Consider the following 18065-nt stretch of genomic DNA (forward strand, 5'->3'; position numbering starts at 1 on the left):
TCCTAACTTTCTTTAATGCTTATTCGGTTTTCCTGTAGATAATCTTTTGCAAGTGGTGTTAAGAAACTTCCTTTAGGCAAAATGAATTCGCTCTTGTTCTTAGTCAGTTTTTCAACATCCTGTTCGGTGATAACTTTGCTTTTTTTCGTGTCTTTTACCGGACTATCGATAAATTCGACACCAAATCGGCTCAGTTTCTCCTCATACTCTTGAAAAAGTTGTCTGATACCATATTTAGCGGAACGTTTGTAAGCCTGTGCTTTTATGCCACTCTTCATAATCCAAGTAGGCCGTCCTGCTAAAAGATGATCCGTAATAAATTGTTCTTTTTTGTTCATCGGTGCAAACAAACTGATTCGAGCTAATTCAGCGATGTCCAATTCTTCCAGTAATAAAACGTCACAAGCGCGTTCAGAACGATCATAAAGCGAAACTTGATATTCTTTTAGATAACACTGTCTGAGAGTGTGTTCTGAATCTTGACCCATGATAATCATTTTTTTCTCTGGAAGTTGCAATCGTCTCATGACTTCCTCAGTGACGGCTTTTATGAGTGCGTCTAATTCCATACTCATTTAGCCTTTGTTTTCTTGATTATTTGACCTCGAATTCCCTTTTTAAAACCACATGCGTTGGCTTCGTCATAATCAATGTGCATATATGTAGCGAAATCAGGGCTAATCCGAACAACAACATCGTCAAAAATTAGCGGTCTGTCACCATTAATTTTCACTTGTACAATTTCACTTTGAGTAACTTGTTGTTTTTCTGCATCAGCAGGCGTCATATGGATATGGCGTTTTGCAACAATAAGTCCTTCAGATAATTGAACGCTGTTTTTTGCGGATAAAAGTAAAATTCCTGGTGTTCCAGCTATGTCTCCACTTTCGCGAACTGGTGCTTTAATTCCAAGCGCCGTACCATCTGTGGAACTGATTTCTACTTGTGTTTTCTTACGGATTGGTCCAAGGATTACTACGTTATGAATAACGCTTTTTGGTCCAACAATACTGATTCTTTCTTTACAAACATATTGACCCGGTTGAGATAGGTCACGGAAATGAGTAAGTTCATACCCAGGACCAAATAGTGCATCGACTGTTTCACGATCTAAATGGACGTGACGGCCAGATGCTTCTACTTCTACGCCAGTTTCAAGTAAAGCGCGGCGAGTGACTTCTTCAATAAGGCTTGTTATTAACTCATTATTCATGAATAAGCCTCCTTACTTTTTATATTCATTAGTTCTTACGCGGAACATCAGTATCCAGAATAAACTTGATAATCGGTTAAGCGCTTGAATAATGTCTGGTCGTTTAATGGAATAATCTGCTTCCTTAAAAGCTAAGAAGGCAGCTAATTCTGTTTCACGGACCATCGTTCTTATTTTGTTTAAACGAATGACAGCATTACCCATCGTATAATCAGGCATAAAGTGTGTCATTTGGTAATATTTTTTCGGATTATGACTACGTTCCCGCAGTTCTTTTTCATCCATTCCAAGCAAATTCACTGATTCGATTTGCTCGTTTAAAACTTCCGCTCGTACAATATTTCTTACAAAGGTGAGGATTTCTTGTAAATCTTCCGCAAGATCTTTAAACTCAGCTGCAACGGAACATTGGGTTTCCAGAATTTCAGCTTCCAGTGTATCTAATTTCCCGCGGAAAGCAATTTGTGGATGGTCTTTAAACACAAGCAGATTACCACGCAAATGCGTCATATGTTCTGGCTTCTCATCTAATGCTCCACCATAAATCGTTTGGAATTTTGCTCGAGTAGTTTCTTTTTTCACTGGTTCCACTACTACTTTTGTTTCTGCAATTTCTTCAATATAATGAAGGTCGATTTTCTTTTCAGACAAGAAACTCTTAGCTGAAGGTGTGATAATCGTGCCTTTTTTTATATCAAGTTTTTTCGTTGTTTTTAAATCGGTGTGTAAATAGGCTTTTCGTAACTCATCTTCTGTCAAAATAGCCAAAGAACCACATCCTTTTGTCCCATTTACAATTGGTGTTAGTAATGTTGGGAAGCTTTATCTTGCTTAAATCTGGTAAAAAGCGAAAGTTTCGGGCAATTTCCGAGTCTGATGGAACCCTTTTGCCTTACGCTCACGCTTTTTCCTGATTTATGTTAAAACTTTATCTTATTCAGCGCTTTTTGGTAGAATTGCGTCTACTTCGCTGTGTGGACGTGGGATTACGTGTACAGATAGTAATTCACCAACGCGTTCTGCTGCTGCTGCGCCTGCATCTGTTGCTGCTTTAACTGCGCCAACATCGCCGCGAACCATAACTGTTACTAGACCGCCACCAACTTGTTCTTTACCCATAAGTGTTACGTTAGCTGCTTTCACCATTGCGTCTGCTGCTTCTACTGCTCCTACTAAACCTTTTGTTTCGATCATACCTAATGCGTTTGCGTTTGCCATTTTAAAATTCCTCCAATTAGTGTTTTATTTTTTATTTTAATTCTGCTAAAACTTTTTCTACTAAACTTTGGATCAGTGCGTCTGCATCAACCGGAAGTTCAGATGTTGCTTGGTTTTCTTCTTTACGAATATCTTCTAACTCTAAAACGCCTGTAGCGATGCGGCGAATGTTGAAAAGATTTTCAGGTCCGATATTATCAGATGATGAACTTCCTCCAACTGCCCCACAACCAAGTGTTAAAGCAGGTACAAGATTTGTTGTTGCGCCAATTCCGCCAAGTGCTCCTGGTGTATTAACTAAGAGACGGGAAACTGGTTTTTTCAGTGCGAATTCGCGGATAATCGCTTTATCTTCAGAGTGGATAATAAGTGTATGTCCAGCTCCTTCATGATAAAGGATATCCATGCTAAGTTCGCAAGCATCTTGCCAAGTTTCTGCTGTGTAGAAAGCCAAGATTGGAGCTAATTTTTCTCTTGAATAAGGGATTTTAGCGCCAACTTTTGTTTCTTCAGCGATAAGTACTCTTGCGTCAGCTGGAACTGTTAGGCCAGCAAGGTTAGCGATATGTTGCACGCTTTTACCTACGATTGCTGGATTCATCGAACCATTTGGACGTAAGATGAATTTACCAAGTTGAACAGCTTCTGCATCGGACAAGAAGTGAGCTCCTTGTTTTCTAAATTCAGCAATAACTGCTTCTTTATTCACACGTTCAACAACGACAGATTGCTCAGATGCGCAAATTGTTCCGTTATCGAATGTTTTAGAATCAAGAATATGTTTTACTGCGCGAGGAATGTTAGCACTGCGTTCGATAAATGCTGGGCCATTACCTGGACCTACTCCAATTGCTGGAGTACCAGATGAATAAGCGGCTTTTACCATTGCAGAACCACCTGTTGCAAGGATAACTGCTGTATCTTTATGCTTCATTAGTTGATCTGTTCCTTGAATTGTTGGAACAGTCATACAGCTGATAGCGCCTTTCGGACAACCAGCTTTTTCTGCAGCTTCACTAATAATTCTTACTGTTTCAAGAATTGCTTTTAGTGCATTTGGATGTGGAGAAAATACGATACTATTTCCGGCTTTGATGGAAATAAGTGTTTTGTAAATCACTGTGGATGTAGGGTTTGTTGACGGGATTAATCCTGCAACTACGCCTAGTGGAACAGCAACCTCCATTACTTGATTTTCGTTATCTTCTTTTAACATACCAATGGTTTTCATATCTTTGATGTAATTGTAGACGTGTTTCGAGGCAAAGACGTTTTTAATTACTTTGTCTTGCCAGATTCCAAAGCCAGTTTCTTCATGTGCCATTTTTGCGAGTTTTTCGCGAGCATCATAACCAGCATCCGCTATTGCTTTTACAATTGTATCAATTTGTTGTTGGCTCATTGCAGCAAGTTCTTTTTGTGCTTCGTCTGCTGTTGCAATAAGGTTTCGAACTTCTTGGATTGAGCGTAAATCTTTATCTTCTAGTGCCACTAGTTTTCACTCCTTCCATAAATGTCTTTTAGTGCGTGAACAAGTTTATCCTTGTTCGCATATTTAATCTTGCTCTTTGGAATAGGCACATTATCTAATGTGTAAGCAAGTTTCCTTAGATCAATAACTTTCATTGCGCGAAGTTCTTTTTCTGCACTCTTGGTGTTTGTTTTCACTTCTACGACTTTTTGAATTACTTCTTTTGGTTCTTCTTGTTTGACTTCTTTTGGTTGTGGTTTAACTTCTTCTTGAGGAACAAAAAGTGCTTTTGTATCTTCGCTCATTCGTGCAATAACATGGCTTGATACTAAACAACCTAAGTCTTCTGTTGCTGCTTTCCCTGCTTCAATAGCTGCATTTACTGCACCTACATCACCAGTTAATTCAACTGTTGTTAATCCGCCGCTAATGACTTCGCATTGAATTAGCTCGACATTAGCTGCTTTTAAACATGTATCAGCAGCAACAACGGCACCAAGAAAACCAGTAACTTCAATTAAACCTAGTGCTTCATTTGGCATCTTTTAGCACCACCTTAATATTGAAGTGGATTTTCAGCCACATTTTCTACTGCCATTTTGAAGGCGTCACAAGCTGCTTTACATGCAGATTGGCTACCTGTTAAAAGTGCTCCGCCAAAGTTTGTTTCGGACGGTGGGCCATAGAAAGCTCCGATTGTTACGTCTGCTGCTTTAAGCGCTGCGTCTAAAGCATACATCGCTTCAAGTGGAGGGGCGATTAAGTAAGCAATCGCTTCACCTTCTGCAACATTTGCTTCTTTAGAAAGGAATGTACCAGTTCTTGAAACACAGTGTGCGAAGTAAGGTACGCTATCATCTTCGTTTGCACTAACAAAGCTAGCGCCATTTTCGATGAAATCTACTGCTACAGCAAGACCACTTTTTACTTCTGCAGGGCTTGGTCCGGCAATAATACCGATAACTTCACCAGCGAACTTAGTGGATGCATTTCCAGCACCAGCATACATACTTTTCGCATAAACAACGTCTACTTCTGCTGCTTTTGTTGCTTCGTCAAGCGCTGTGTAAGTTACATCATCACAATCAGATGTAATAATACCAAGGCTTCTTTGATGCGGTTTTAAGTCTAGTTGTTTAAATAGACCGTTGTCTACGTTAGATACAACTTTGACACTTAAAACGGATGCAGGTAATTTATCATTTTTCATGAAGGTTCCTCCTCTAACTAGCTTATTTTAAATCGATACCAGAACATTTTTTCTCAAGCATATTGTGAATTAATTCAGCAATATATGCGCCTGCTTCAACCGGTGGAGTTCCGCCGCTATGAATGTTAGAAATAACTGTACGACGAGCTTCTGGCATACCAACTGTTGGTTTGTAAGCAATGTATGCACTCATGGATTCAGCTGTTACTAGACCTGGACGTTCACCTACAAGTAAGCAAACTACGTCAGCACCAGTGATTTCGCCGATTTGATCCATAGAAGGTACACGACAATGTTTAACGAAAATAATGTTATCAAAATCTAAGTTATACATTTTCAAACCTTGTTTAATGGATGGTAAGATGTCTTTGATGTTAGCTTCAATTGCCGCTGAGCTAAGTCCGTCACCTACAACGATTTGTAGTTTTGCGTTTTTCGTAGTATTAGCACGAATAACTTCTACCATTTCATTGTCAAATTCACGACCTAAATCTGGGCGAGTTAAGTACTCATCTTTATCATGACATTTAGTGTTTACTGAGATGAAGTTCATTTCTTTTACTAAATCCTCAGAAACGTAAGAGAAAACGGAATCTTGTGCTACTGCATGGTCCGCACGGAAACGAAGAGTTGTTTCTGTTTTGTAACGTGGACCAGCACGCCATAAACCAAGTCGAGCAGGTGTCATTTGTTTCATTTTCAAATAACCTTCACGATCAGCTGGTTCTGGTACTAGTAATTGTTTTTTGATATCTACTTCAGTAATATCTGGGATACTACCTTCTGTTACAACTGTTTCAACTACAGATTTAGTTGGTGCAGCTGCTACTGTATCAGTTGTTTTACCACCAGACATTTCTGTTAAAATACCTTCAATCATTTGTTTTAATTCTTGTTCGTTCATCGCTTAGTTCCTCCCTTCCTTATTTTAGGAAAATAGATGCATCTCCAGCACGGCTAGTTAATTTACCATTTTCGCTGAATCCCATTTTTTCCATCCACTGATCAAATTCTTTAATTGGTTTTAGGCCAAATAATTCACGTAAAGTGGCTGTTTCGTGGTAACCAGTTGTTTGGTAGTTAAGCATAACGTCATCACCATGAGGAATACCCATGATAAAGTTACATCCTGCTGCAGTTAGAAGTACTGATAAGTTTTCTACGTCGTTTTGGTCGGCTTTCATGTGGTTTGTGTAACATACGTCACAACCCATGGAAATACCAGTTAATTTACCCATGAAGTGATCTTCAAGGCCGGCGCGGATTACTTGTTTGGAATCATATAAATACTCAGGTCCGATAAATCCAACTACTGTATTTACTAGGAATGGATCAAATTTCTTCGCGAATCCATAACAACGAGCTTCCATTGTTACTTGGTCTACGCCGAAATGTGCGTCAGAAGAAAGTTCAGAACCTTGTCCTGTTTCAAAGTACATTACGTTTGGTCCAGTTGCAGCACCATTTTGAAGGGCTAATTGTCTAGCTTCTTCAATAGTTGCTCCGTCAAAACCAAAAGCTGTATTACCTTTTTCAGAACCTGCGATAGATTGGAATACAAGACCAGTTGGAGCGCCGCGACGCATTGCTTCCATTTGAGTCTTCACGTGTGCAAGTACACAAGTTTGTGTTGGCACATCCCATTTGCTGCGGAATTCTTCAAATTTATTAAGTAAACGAACAACGCTATCAGTAGAATCATCTACTGGGTTAAGTCCGATTACCGCATCCCCAATCCCGTAAGTTAATCCTTCCATTAGTGAAGCAAGGATACCATCAGGATCATCAGTTGGATGGTTTGGTTGTAGTCTAGCGGAGAAAGTTCCTGGAAGACCGATTGTTGTGTTCGCATGTGCGATAACACGGATTTTTTTAGCTCCATAAATTAAATCTAAGTTGGACATTAGTTTTGTAACAGCAGCAATAATTTCTGATGTTAAGCCGCGTGCAACACGTTTAATGTCAGCATCTGTTGTTTTATGGTCTAAAATCCATTCCCGTAATTCTTCCACTGTCCAGTTTTTGATGGAATCATGGATACGGTCGTTTACTTGGTCTTGAATAATACGTGTTACCTCATCTGTTTCATATGGGACAACCGGATTATTACGTAAATCTCCAAGCGTCATTTTAGAAAGCACCACTTTAGCAGCTACACGTTCTTCTGCAGATTCAGCAGCAACTCCGGCTAAGCGATCGCCTGATTTTTCTTCGTTTGCTTTTGCCAACACATCAGTGATGGATTTGAACTGGTATGTATGGCCGAATAAATTCGTTTTTAAAATCATTCGATAAATCCTCCTCTCAAAATTAAAGCTATTTATGTGGATCAGTTAAAGACTAAGGTTTTTACTACTACTGGTAGTACTTTCCCGTCAGCAACTGGTTTTCCTATATCAATGTAATCACCATTATCGACTTTGACACTATCCAAACAAATTAGTGGATAGCCTGCTGGTAAATGCCCGAAAATGCTTTGTCCGAGGGCTTTTGCCATGTCGTGCCAAGTAATGATAATTAGCGGATGACCAAGTGCAATAGGTTCTTTCATTCCTTCGCAAATGGCTTTCGCATACTCTGTTACTTGCTGGAAACTTGGGCTATTTTCGCCTTCAATTGCAAGTGCAATACGTTCCATTTCATTATCTATTTTGAACCAGCTAAGTTTTTCCTTGATGACTTCTGCCATGTTTTCATCTTCTTCTTGTTTGGCAAGTTTCAAAATCGGAATGTTTTTTACTGGGAAAATTTTCTCGGTGTAAGTAATGGTGCTACCGCTAATTTCAGCTGTGTGTGAACCGGCTCCCACCACGGTCGCCCGTATGGTTTCGACAGATTCGATATACTTTTTTTCGGTCATCAAGCTAGATTCAGCTATTGCCTTTCCTAGCAGTAAACCAATATCGCCATATCTAAATGGATCACTTAGCGCACCTGTTGAAATACAATCTGCAACGCCTCCGGAAAATGAGATACAATCAATTTCTGTTAAAAATTTCAAGCCTTTATTCGTAATGATTGTTTCATAAAAATCATTTGGCGCCCCGAGAGCAACACTGTTTTTTAGTAGTTCGACCATTTCGCCTAAAACTGGCTGTAAATTTTCTGGTGAAGTTGTTCCACCAAGCGTGATCGGATAACCACGTTTTTCGATTAAAGCTTGAATTTTTGGAGCAATATAGGTGATTTTTCTTGTTTCACGGTCTACTTTAATTAACCGACCACCAATATCTAAGCAAGCTGTATCAATGAGTTCACCGCGATCAAATAGCGATAAATTCGTTGTTCCACCGCCGATATCCAAATTCACAACCGAAGTATTATTATCTTTGGAATACGTGTGCGCACCTGCTCCTTTTCCGGCAATGATACTTTCTAAATCCGGACCAGCAGTTGCAACAACGAAGTCTCCTGCAAAACCACTCATGGCTTCTAGCACGTTGCTCGCATTATCTTTACGAGCTGTTTCACCCGTGATAATAACGGCCCCCATGCCAATTTCTTCTTTTTTAATCCCTGCGTTGGCATATTCTCTCGTTACAAAATCACGAATCGCCTCCACGTCAATCAAATTATCAGCAAGAATCGGTGTAAATAGAATCTCACTTCTGAAAATAATCCGCTTGTCTGAAATAACAATGCGCGGTACGGTGAAGCTCGATGCCATATTTTGAATTTCTAACTCGGATAAAATGAGTTGTGTTGTCGACGTTCCAAGGTCAATCCCTACACTTAAAATTGTTTCCGCCAAAACCCTCACTCCTTTCTAGCAAAAAGAAAAAGCTTAAAGACAAATAACAGTATCGTTACTTGGCTTTAAGCTTCATCGCTTTTTCATAGCTACTTCTTTGTAGCATGGATAGAATTGTATTTAAAATCAAACATTGTTTTTGTTCCATGTTCATTCGATTCAATTGTTACTTTGCCTCGCAGTTTATCTTTAATGTAACTTTTGACGATGGAAAGTCCTAGGCTTTTTTCGGACACTTTGCGAACGTTGAAGCCATGGCCATTATCGGTTACTTCTGCGTGGATTAAATTCTTGTCTTCTTTTATTTGTAGTAAAATTTCGCCCGATTCATTTGGATGGAATGCGTGATCATACGAGTTTTGCAGTAGCTCATTCATAACGAGCGCCAGCGCCACAGTACGGTCACTATCCAGATAAATTCGTTTATCGATATCCATTCTAACAGCTACTTTTGGACAGTCAGTACAACATCTTTCAATATTGTAGGCAACTGTTTCGATGACCATGTAAAGATTAATGCCATCTTCCATTTGCTTCGATAAAAGCTCATGTGTAGCGGCAATAGCAAGGATTCGGCTGACACTTTCATTGAGAATTTTCTGTGCTTCAACACTTGTCGAACGTCGGCCTTGAATTCGTAACAAAGAAACGACAGACTGCAAATTATTTTTGACACGGTGGTGAATTTCGCGAATCGCTACTGATTTAGAAACGATTTCTGCTTCTTTCACCTTAATATCTGTAATGTCATGCAAGATAAGAATAAAACGGCATTCTTGCTCGTCTTCTTCTTTCACGAAAATCTGCTTCATAATAAAGTAATTCCCGGCAATAACCACTTCTTTTTTTAGTTGAATTGGTTGTTTCCCAGTTTCGATTTGATACATAATTGCGTCAAACATTATCTGGTCGAGTGATAAATTATCATAATGCATGCCTTGGATATCTTCCATGTAACCAAGACGTTCGTAATACTGGTCTGCCGCACAATTTTTTTGTTGTAAAATACCTTTACGGTCAAAAATTAAAATCGCGTCATCTAGCTGGTCAGTAATAGAATCGCTTAGTTTGCTCATCGCGGAAAGCGTAGTGGAGACTTCTCGATATGCCGTTTCTTCATTGTCGATTTCAAAATGTGCTTTAATTTCGGCACTGATATCGTTTTCTAGAATAAGCACGGCAATAACTCGCTGCTTGTTGCGAATTGGATAGACTTTTTGGCGAATTAATACGTTTTCTTGTGTTTTAGCAAGTAAGTCATTGGAATTCATGCCCGTTTCAAGTGTTCTAAGTACACCTGGTTCGTTTGTACGAAGGGCTGTTTCTCCGACTACTTTGTTTTTGTATAGTGAATTGGTTGTTTTTGGTGGTGTATGGTGAATAACAAGTGCTTCGCTTGTAAGTTTGTTATACACATCGATAAACACATCTACATCTTGATACATGGAAGACACGCTTAATGATTTGGCTGTATGAATTAATTCATCGATATCATTTTCAGACAAGTCGGTATAGCGTAAACACATTTCTCGAATCGTTTTAGTCATCGCTCATCACGATCGTTTCTGCGATTTCCATCATCGGACAACGCTTGTCCATACTCAGATTACGAATCATGTTGTAGGCTTCTTCTTCTGTGATGTTGTTCTCAATCATAAGCACACCTTTTGCTTTTTCAATCACTTTACGTTCTTCTAATTTTTTGGTGAGCTTTTCTAATTGCTGTTCTAATTTCCTTGTTTCTCGCCCTTTGGCAATACTCATTTCAACCGTTGGGATCAAACTTTTTTCATCAAGTGGCTTGACTAAATAACCTAGCGCTCCGAATCCTTTTGCTTTCTCGGTGTTTTTTTGATCACTAAATGCAGTAAGTAAAATAATTCCGCCAGCAAGGCCATCTGAAATAATTCGTTTCCCTGCTTTTAAGCCGTCTAAGAGTGGCATTTGAATGTCCATAATAACAAGATCTGGTTGATGTGTTTTACAAAGCTCAATTGCTTCAAAACCATCTGTCGCTTCCCCTACAACATTGTAGTTCGCTTCTTCCAAGATGTCTCGGATATCCATTCTTGTAATAGGTTCATCATCGGCTATTACAATTCTTCCATTCATTTCTGTCACGTCCTCTTCTTCTGCTATTGATTGATTCGTCACAATAAAGGACAAAATCATTCTATAGAAGCATTTACTTGAGCGAAAGAGTTAAAGAGCTAGAGAAAAAATCCTCCAAGAAAATAGAAAGAGCCCCTTAAAAATATTGTGCAATATTTTTGAGGGAGCCCCGTTGCTCTGCTATATTTATAATTCCACACGTCTTTGTGCTCGGTTCTATTATAAAGTAGCATGAAAACGATGTCAATAGGTTATTTGATTCCAGTTGTGAAATAAATAACTTTTATGCCAGCATTTTTTCGAGAATAGCACTAACATCCGTTTCTGTCGGTGTTCTAGGATTTGTTGCAGTACATCCGTCGTTTAGTGCGCCTTCAGCGATTTGAGCGATATTTTCATTTAAATCTGTGCGGCTAACACCACATTCTGATAGTGTTGTTGGCATATTGAGTTTCTTTTGAAGTTGTTTAATGGCATTGATTAAGCTGCGAACACCAAGTCTTGTGTTGGATGCTGGCATTTTTAGTAATTTCGCAATTGCTGTGTAACGTTCTGCTGCACGGTTATCTGGATTGTTACCGAAATCACTTGTAATTCCAGCGTTATAGCTAATTACGTGTGGTAAAAGTAATGTATTCATACGGCCGTGCGGAATTTTAAATTTAGCTCCAGCTGTATGAGCGATACCATGATTTAAGCCAAGTGATGTAATGTTAAACGCCATTCCTGCTAGACAAGACGCATTATGCATTTTTTCACGAGCTTCCAGGTCATTACCGTCTTTATAAGCGCGTTCTAAGTAAGTGAATACTAATTGGATAACTTTTTCCGCCATTGCATCTGAGTAATCGTTGGCTTTTGTGGATACATATGCTTCAAGCGCATGCGTTAACACGTCCATACCAGTGTCCGCTGTAATTGCTGGTGGTACAGATTTTACTAAGTCCGCATCTAAAATCGCTTCATCAGGCAAAATGGCATCTGTAATAAGTGGATATTTAATCGCTTTTTCTTTATTTGTAATAACGGAGAAACTAGTTACTTCAGAGCCAGTTCCACTTGTTGTCGGGATAACGATGAAAGGCATCGCGCGAACCGTACCAAGTTTTTGACCGAAGAATTTCATTGCTTTCGCCGCATCAATCGCAGAACCACCACCGATAGCAATCATCAAGTTTGCATCACATTCATTTAGAACTTCGATTCCTGCTACGACGTTTTCAATCGGCGGATCTGGAATAATTTCGCTGAAAATCGTATATGTATTCGATGGATCAATTTTTTCTGTAATCGCATTAATCATTCCGGAACTAACCATAAATGGATCTGTTACGATAAAGATTTGTTTGTCTTTAAAATCGAGTAAACGATCTGTTGCTCCTTGGCCAATGTAAAGGTCTGTTTTAAAACTAACTTTTTGCATGAGATTACCTCCTAATTTTTTAAAACTAAAAAAAGAAGCTTTGAGTAGAGAAATTTCCTCTTCCAACTCAAAGCTTCTTTGCTAAGTAAACAGTACGCCTTTGTACCGTAAAATATTTTATTTGTCCACTTTATTAAAAACCAAACACGTGGAAATGTCAAATCTTTTTTTGTAAATAGGCAATGAAGATACGTTCCTTGTATCACTCTTTTCTTCGTTGAAAAGATCATTGCCCACCATAAAACTAAGCGGTGCACATCTTTGTGCGTATGGTGCTTGATAAAACGTAGCTTCGTCCAGCTTCTCGGCACCAAACCATTTACAGTGGGCTTATTTGCTTTTAAAAACAAATAAAAAAGCCCCAGTGAGACAACTACACTGGAACCAAGAATTATACGTGCTTTGCCTCGAAGCAGTATAACCAGTTAAAACAATTAGATAAAAGACCTGACTTAGAGTGTCTAACTCCTTACAGTGGCGGGACCGTGCTGGATTTTCACCAGACTTCCAGTATCTAACTGTTTGTATGAACGAATTCGTTTATCAAAGTTATTATAGCATAAAATAGACCGCTTGCAAGAAGAATTTGCTCTACGAAATAATACGCACCCCACCATTTACTAACTCTCGGAAATAATATCTGCTATAAAAAGTGGTGACGTAGCGCCGTTCTAATTCAAATAAAATTTCTAGTGGATCAGTTTTTTCAAGATTATAAAGCAAACCGACAACTGTTCCGCTATGCGAGACATTCAGCCCCACCAGATCGAGTTTCTCCGTTACTTCCACTAACTCATTCCAAAATGGTTTGGGTAGAATAGCTTGGTTGCATGCTGCGCTGATGGATGCCGCTTCACCAAGTAAGTGGATGGACTTTTTTGCGATAGCTTGATTGAAAAGTTGTAGTCCTTTTGCTAGTTGTAGTTCGTTTTTGAGTAATTGTTCTTGGTGGTCTTTTTGGCGGTATGTCGCTGTTTCTAAGATGGTAAGTGGTTCTAATACGACGACACCGAGTTTTGGCATCCAGTTGGAGCTTTGGATTACGTCCCCTTTTAAGTGATCGAATAAGGTCAGTGATTTGAAAATGGTGCTATCGGTTGGTTCTAGTTGTAGACAAAGCTTGGCGATTTCGGATTCTGTGATTGATTGCTCGAGCCATTTTGCGGTCGCACCGATTGTTGCGGCGATATCCGCGGTAGAGCTTGCCATCCCTTTTGCGACCGGGATAGTTGATTTTACTTGTAACGATACTGGTGGGCGCTCTCTTTTTGTCACACCAAAATACTCGCACGTTAAATCGAATGCAAGCCATGCTTTTGTGTGTCCAGAGCTATTTATTCCCAGTTTATCGGACAAAGTTACTTCGGAATACCAGTTGATTGGGTACGAAATCAGTTTTTCGCCGCCCGCAATCCAGCCTTGCAAAAGTTCACCACATGAAGCCGGGCAAGTTGCTTTAATTTCCACTGAAAATCACCTCAAGCGCAGACAAAAGTTGGCGATTATCATCCCTACTTTTCACCGCAACTCGGTAATAATTTTCGGATAGCCCACGGTAATTTGCGCAACTGCGAATGAAAATCCCTTTTAACAGTAATTTTTTTCGTAAGTCGAGCGGTTTTTCAAGGTGGAAAAATATATAGTTTACGCTTGGTCGATACACTGTAAGTTCTGGAAACCCGGTTAAGCCTTCGTATAGAAATTCGCGTTCTTCGGAAAGCCAGCTGTATGTTTCGTTAATATAGTCGGTATCATCAAATAAAATCTGCCCAGCTAAATCAGCAAATGTATTGATAGACCAAGGTTCGCGCATTTGAAGTAGCGCTTCAGCTAGTAAATCATTTTTCGTTAATAAGTAACCCAGTCGTAGTCCTGGTATCGCGAAAAACTTGGTAAAAGCGCGAATAATTGCTAAATGTGGGAACTGTTGCAAATAAGGAATCATCGAAATCGTTTCATTGTCTTCTAAAAAGTCCATAAAGGCTTCATCGATAATTAAATAAATGTTTCGTTTTTCACATAAAGCAGCAATTTGCACCATTTCTTGTTGCGAAATTAGTTGTCCGGTTGGATTGTTCGGATTGCACAAACAAACGGCATCAATATCCGTTTCTCGTTCGAGTGTTGCTAGTACGATTTCTGCTGCTGAAAAATGGTTTTCGTTCGTTAATTCTGCATAAACAATTTCTGCATCAAAAAAAGCACGTTCATATTCCGCAAAAGTAGGCGCAAGTAAGAGAACTTTTTGCGCCTTAGTTACTTTTGCTATTCCGAAAATCAGCTCTGTCGCCCCGTTTCCAGGGATAACATTCGCTAGGTCGAGTTGATGAAACGAGGCAATTCGCGCACGGAGCGCTAAGTAATCTGGTTCTGGGTATTCTACCAGTTGATCCAAATTTGCTGTTATCGTTTGTTTTAAACTAGCTGGGACTCCAAGTGGATTAATATTCGCACTAAAATCGAGCACCATTTCTTTTGTAAGACCATGTTTTTTTGCTAGTTCGTTGTAGTTGCCACCGTGAGAAGCCGTCGTTATTTTCACATCAAATCGCTCCTTAACTTATCGTTTGTTTTGCGTACTTTTCTACATCCCGAGCAATCATTAGTTCTTCGTTGGTTGGAATGATGCACACTTTGACTGCTTCGTTATCATCGCTAATTATCATATCACCCGCATTATTTTTTGTCACATTGCACGTTACGCCAAGGTAACTAAGCTGTTCTGTAACCATTTTGCGAATCAGCGGGGAATTTTCGCCCACTCCTGCTGTGAATAATAAAGCATCGCAACCGTTCATTGCTGAAGCGTATGCACCGATATAATTACAGATTTGGCCGGTAAACATGCGAAGAGTTAATAATGCGCGCGAATCACCTTGTTCTGCCGCGATTTCAATGTCTCTAAAGTCACTTGAAATTCCTGAAACGCCAAGAACACCAGACTCACTAGACATCATATGCATCACCTCATCCAAGCTATAGCCTAATTCATCAACTAAATACGGGATGATTGTCGCGTCAATTGTACCAGAACGTGTTCCCATCATCAAGCCAGCATTTGGCGTAAAGCCCATCGAAGTATTCACTGATTTCCCAGCTTCAATCGCACAAACACTCGCTCCATTACCTAAATGACAAGAAATAATTTTTAATTTTTCTAAAGGTTTTTCCAGAACTTCTGCCGCTTTTTGCGCAACATATTTGTGACTTGTCCCATGAAAACCGTATTTTCGAATATGATGTTTTTCGTAAAGTTCGTAAGGAAGCGCATATAAAAAGTTTTCTTCTGGAATCGTTTGGTGGAAAGCTGTATCAAACACAGCTACCGAAACTGCATTTGGCAGCAATTCGCGGAATATTTTAATGCCAATGATATTCGCTGGATTATGTAGCGGCGCAAGGCTTGTCACGTCTTCAATTCCTTTCACAACCTCATCCGTTACAATACACGACGCAACAAAAGCTTCCCCGCCGTGAGCTACACGATGGCCCACTCCCGTAATTTCATTTAGATCATTAATTACTTGATGTGCTTTTAGTTGCTCCAATAAAATCTCGACAGCTTCCCCGTGATTATTAATTGCGCGAGTCTCTTTGATTTTTTCATTTTGAAAGGACATGTTGAATATGGCATCTGGTAATCCAATTCTTTCAATTAAGCCCTTAACTAAGACTTCTTCTCCTGGCATCGTAAAGATTTGGAATTTCAGTGAAGAACTCCCTGCGTTTATCGCCATAATTTTTTGCATATAGCTCCGTCCTTTCTCATTTTTAAAGGAGTAAACAACAAATCGCTTGTTTACTCCATGTTGTTTTTTATAAAAGAATGTTAAAAAGTCCAATGGCTAGTAGACCGCCGATGATTGGCCCGACGATTGGAATCCAAGCGTAGCGCCAGTCTGATCCACTTTTATTTGGAACAGGTAGTAAAAAGTAAGCAAGTCTTGGTCCTAAGTCACGTGCTGGGTTAATTGCATAACCAGTCGTTGGCCCAAAACTCATTCCGATTGCGACTACGAGGAAACCTAGAATTAATGGGTTTAAACCATCTGTAAAACTGTTCGCTCCAATCATCAGTAAGCCAAAAATAAAGGCAAATGTTGCGATAATTTCACTGATTAAGTTGAAAGGTGTATTTCGAATTGCTGGTCCTGTGGAAAAAATACCATGTGTATCAATTTCTTGTGGTGTCGCTTTAAAATGTGGATAGTAATGTAAAATAACGATTGATGCTCCGACAAATGCTCCGGCGATTTGGGCGATAATGTATGGAACTACATCTGCCCAAGGGAATGATCCTCCAACAGCGAGAGCGATTGTTACAGCTGGGTTTAAATGCGCCCCACTATATGCTCCGGCCACATAAATCCCAATCATTACAGCAAAACCCCAACCAAAAGTGACAACTACCCAGTTTGCACCCTGTGATAATGATTTGTTTAAAGTTAATCCTGCTAAAAGGCCGTTCCCAAACATAATCAAAACCATCGTACCAATAAATTCCGCCAAATATGCTGACATATTTTATCCTCCTTTTTAACGTAAAATCTAAATAATTTGTTCTAAAATTTCTTTTAGTTCTTGATGTGACGGTGTCGTTGGACTTGTTGGCAAGCAAGCGTCTTTCAGTGCATTTGTTGCAATTTCGTCCATTTTTGCATAGACTTTTTCTTTTGCTACGCCAGCGTCTGTTAACGTGCGCGGCATTTGCATATGTTCCATCATCGCTACGATACGTTCGCGCAGTAAGCGGACAGCGGTTTCGTTCGAATCAGATCTGGATGCAATTCCACAAATTCGCGCCATTTCTGCATATTTTTGCTCTGTTTCGCGGTTTTTAAAGGCGTTAAAACGAATAACTGCATCTAATAAAATCGCGTTTGCTAGGCCATGTGGCACGTGGAACTGAGCACCAAGTTGATGCGCAATGCTATGATTTAAGCCAAGGTTGGCGCAGTTAAATGCCATTCCCGCCATTGTAGAAGCATTATGCATTTTTTCACGGTTGGCTAAATTGCGGCCATCGTCGTAACAACTCGTTAAGAAACGCAGCGTTAACTGGACACTTTTTTCACCTAGGGCATCGGTATAATCGCTCGCGGCTTTAGAAACATACGCTTCAATGGCGTGTGTTAATACGTCCATCCCGGTGTTTGCTGTAATCGCGGGCGGCACAGTGACAACCAGTTGCGCATCTAAAATAGCCATATCTGGTATAAGTTCGTCTAGAAAAAGTGGATACTTAATTTTTGTCGTTGGATCAGTGATAACGGTTGCCGCTGTTACTTCGGATCCAGTTCCACTTGTTGTCGGAATCGCAATAAACGTACTAATATTGATCTTTTCTAAACGTTTAGCGAAGTAGTAAATCCCTTTCGCTGTGTCAATTGCTGATCCTCCACCAAAAGCAATCATCACTTGTGGCTGAATTTTCCCAGCTTCACTAACGCCACTAGCTACTTTAGAAATTGGTGGATCCGGGACAACATCGGTGAAAATATGCACATTATTGGACGCATCTAACTGCCCAATCAAGCCTTGAAGTCCTTCTCCATCAGCTAAAAAACGATCACAAATAACCCAGACATTTTTATTTTTGATTTCTTTTAACACTTGTAAACTATTCGTACCAAAAGCTACTTTTGTCTTAATTTGAAAGCTATTCAT

At 39.7% G+C, this 18065-nt stretch carries 18 protein-coding genes and 1 riboswitch; all 18 genes read right to left on the reverse strand.

Features of this window, described 5'->3' with window-relative positions:
• Positions 1 to 2: 2 nt before the first annotated feature.
• Complete coding sequence (locus HCJ55_RS03010; protein WP_185502625.1) at positions 3 to 575, reverse strand: TIGR02536 family ethanolamine utilization protein; 573 nt, start codon at positions 573 to 575, stop codon at positions 3 to 5.
• Positions 572 to 1213, reverse strand: coding sequence for an ethanolamine utilization phosphate acetyltransferase EutD (gene eutD, locus HCJ55_RS03015; protein ID WP_008947548.1), 642 nt, complete (start codon positions 1211 to 1213; stop codon positions 572 to 574). Before eutD ends, HCJ55_RS03010 begins: the two co-directional genes overlap by 4 nt.
• 12 nt (positions 1214 to 1225) lie before the next feature.
• On the reverse strand, positions 1226 to 1981 hold the full coding sequence (locus HCJ55_RS03020; RefSeq protein ID WP_008947547.1) for a cobalamin adenosyltransferase family protein: 756 nt from the start codon (positions 1979 to 1981) through the stop codon (positions 1226 to 1228).
• A gap of 165 nt (positions 1982 to 2146) precedes the next feature.
• Positions 2147 to 2431 (reverse strand): BMC domain-containing protein, encoded by a 285-nt coding sequence (locus tag HCJ55_RS03025; protein WP_003719393.1) that lies wholly within the window; start codon positions 2429 to 2431, stop codon positions 2147 to 2149.
• 31 nt (positions 2432 to 2462) lie between these two features.
• Entirely contained in the window at positions 2463 to 3923 is a 1461-nt protein-coding gene (locus tag HCJ55_RS03030; protein ID WP_008947545.1) for an acetaldehyde dehydrogenase (acetylating), read from the reverse strand.
• The gene (locus HCJ55_RS03035; protein WP_185516989.1) at positions 3923 to 4444 is read right to left on the reverse strand and encodes a BMC domain-containing protein; all 522 of its coding nucleotides are present in this window, start codon (positions 4442 to 4444) and stop codon (positions 3923 to 3925) included. The genes HCJ55_RS03030 and HCJ55_RS03035 overlap by 1 nt, the downstream gene beginning before the upstream one ends.
• Positions 4445 to 4458: 14 nt before the next feature.
• Positions 4459 to 5112, reverse strand: coding sequence for an ethanolamine utilization microcompartment protein EutL (gene eutL, locus HCJ55_RS03040; protein WP_003721576.1), 654 nt, complete (start codon positions 5110 to 5112; stop codon positions 4459 to 4461).
• Between the two features lie 22 nt (positions 5113 to 5134).
• Positions 5135 to 6016 (reverse strand): ethanolamine ammonia-lyase subunit EutC, encoded by an 882-nt coding sequence (eutC, locus tag HCJ55_RS03045; protein ID WP_185516991.1) that lies wholly within the window; start codon positions 6014 to 6016, stop codon positions 5135 to 5137.
• 19 nt (positions 6017 to 6035) lie between these two features.
• On the reverse strand, positions 6036 to 7400 hold the full coding sequence (locus tag HCJ55_RS03050; protein ID WP_185516993.1) for an ethanolamine ammonia-lyase subunit EutB: 1365 nt from the start codon (positions 7398 to 7400) through the stop codon (positions 6036 to 6038).
• A 41-nt stretch (positions 7401 to 7441) separates the two neighbouring features.
• Entirely contained in the window at positions 7442 to 8863 is a 1422-nt protein-coding gene (eutA, locus tag HCJ55_RS03055; RefSeq protein WP_185503678.1) for an ethanolamine ammonia-lyase reactivating factor EutA, read from the reverse strand.
• 89 nt (positions 8864 to 8952) lie between these two features.
• Positions 8953 to 10410 (reverse strand): GAF domain-containing sensor histidine kinase, encoded by a 1458-nt coding sequence (locus HCJ55_RS03060; RefSeq protein ID WP_185503679.1) that lies wholly within the window; start codon positions 10408 to 10410, stop codon positions 8953 to 8955.
• Entirely contained in the window at positions 10403 to 10984 is a 582-nt protein-coding gene (locus HCJ55_RS03065; RefSeq protein ID WP_185391590.1) for an ANTAR domain-containing response regulator, read from the reverse strand. The genes HCJ55_RS03060 and HCJ55_RS03065 overlap by 8 nt, the downstream gene beginning before the upstream one ends.
• Before the next feature lie 274 nt (positions 10985 to 11258).
• Positions 11259 to 12398 (reverse strand): 1-propanol dehydrogenase PduQ, encoded by a 1140-nt coding sequence (locus tag HCJ55_RS03070; protein ID WP_008947539.1) that lies wholly within the window; start codon positions 12396 to 12398, stop codon positions 11259 to 11261.
• A 386-nt stretch (positions 12399 to 12784) separates the two neighbouring features.
• Positions 12785 to 12934: riboswitch (adenosylcobalamin (AdoCbl) riboswitch) on the reverse strand.
• 55 nt (positions 12935 to 12989) lie between these two features.
• Positions 12990 to 13865 carry a GHMP family kinase ATP-binding protein gene (locus HCJ55_RS03075; RefSeq protein WP_185516995.1) on the reverse strand — a complete coding sequence of 292 codons (876 nt, stop codon included), beginning with the start codon at positions 13863 to 13865 and terminating at the stop codon, positions 12990 to 12992.
• Positions 13855 to 14940, reverse strand: coding sequence for a threonine-phosphate decarboxylase CobD (gene cobD / locus HCJ55_RS03080; RefSeq protein WP_185516997.1), 1086 nt, complete (start codon positions 14938 to 14940; stop codon positions 13855 to 13857). The genes HCJ55_RS03075 and cobD overlap by 11 nt, the downstream gene beginning before the upstream one ends.
• 13 nt (positions 14941 to 14953) lie before the next feature.
• Positions 14954 to 16147 carry an acetate/propionate family kinase gene (locus HCJ55_RS03085; protein ID WP_185516999.1) on the reverse strand — a complete coding sequence of 398 codons (1194 nt, stop codon included), beginning with the start codon at positions 16145 to 16147 and terminating at the stop codon, positions 14954 to 14956.
• Between the two features lie 67 nt (positions 16148 to 16214).
• Positions 16215 to 16919, reverse strand: coding sequence for an MIP/aquaporin family protein (locus HCJ55_RS03090; protein WP_008947535.1), 705 nt, complete (start codon positions 16917 to 16919; stop codon positions 16215 to 16217).
• 27 nt (positions 16920 to 16946) lie between these two features.
• The gene (locus tag HCJ55_RS03095; RefSeq protein ID WP_008947534.1) at positions 16947 to 18065 is read right to left on the reverse strand and encodes a 1-propanol dehydrogenase PduQ; all 1119 of its coding nucleotides are present in this window, start codon (positions 18063 to 18065) and stop codon (positions 16947 to 16949) included.

It is taken from the genome of Listeria marthii (assembly GCF_014227425.1).
Lineage (GTDB): Bacteria > Bacillota > Bacilli > Lactobacillales > Listeriaceae > Listeria > Listeria marthii.

Coding starts and splice junctions, on each gene's coding strand:
- HCJ55_RS03010 (WP_185502625.1), bottom strand. CDS start 575: ATGAGTATGGAATTAGACGCACTCATAAAAGCCGTCACTGAGGAAGTC.
- eutD (WP_008947548.1), bottom strand. CDS start 1,213: ATGAATAATGAGTTAATAACAAGCCTTATTGAAGAAGTCACTCGCCGC.
- HCJ55_RS03025 (WP_003719393.1), bottom strand. CDS start 2,431: ATGGCAAACGCAAACGCATTAGGTATGATCGAAACAAAAGGTTTAGTA.
- HCJ55_RS03035 (WP_185516989.1), bottom strand. CDS start 4,444: ATGCCAAATGAAGCACTAGGTTTAATTGAAGTTACTGGTTTTCTTGGT.
- eutL (WP_003721576.1), bottom strand. CDS start 5,112: ATGAAAAATGATAAATTACCTGCATCCGTTTTAAGTGTCAAAGTTGTA.
- eutC (WP_185516991.1), bottom strand. CDS start 6,016: ATGAACGAACAAGAATTAAAACAAATGATTGAAGGTATTTTAACAGAA.
- HCJ55_RS03050 (WP_185516993.1), bottom strand. CDS start 7,400: ATGATTTTAAAAACGAATTTATTCGGCCATACATACCAGTTCAAATCC.
- HCJ55_RS03060 (WP_185503679.1), bottom strand. CDS start 10,410: ATGACTAAAACGATTCGAGAAATGTGTTTACGCTATACCGACTTGTCT.
- HCJ55_RS03070 (WP_008947539.1), bottom strand. CDS start 12,398: ATGCAAAAAGTTAGTTTTAAAACAGACCTTTACATTGGCCAAGGAGCA.
- HCJ55_RS03085 (WP_185516999.1), bottom strand. CDS start 16,147: ATGCAAAAAATTATGGCGATAAACGCAGGGAGTTCTTCACTGAAATTC.
- HCJ55_RS03090 (WP_008947535.1), bottom strand. CDS start 16,919: ATGTCAGCATATTTGGCGGAATTTATTGGTACGATGGTTTTGATTATG.
- HCJ55_RS03095 (WP_008947534.1), bottom strand. CDS start 18,065: ATGAATAGCTTTCAAATTAAGACAAAAGTAGCTTTTGGTACGAATAGT.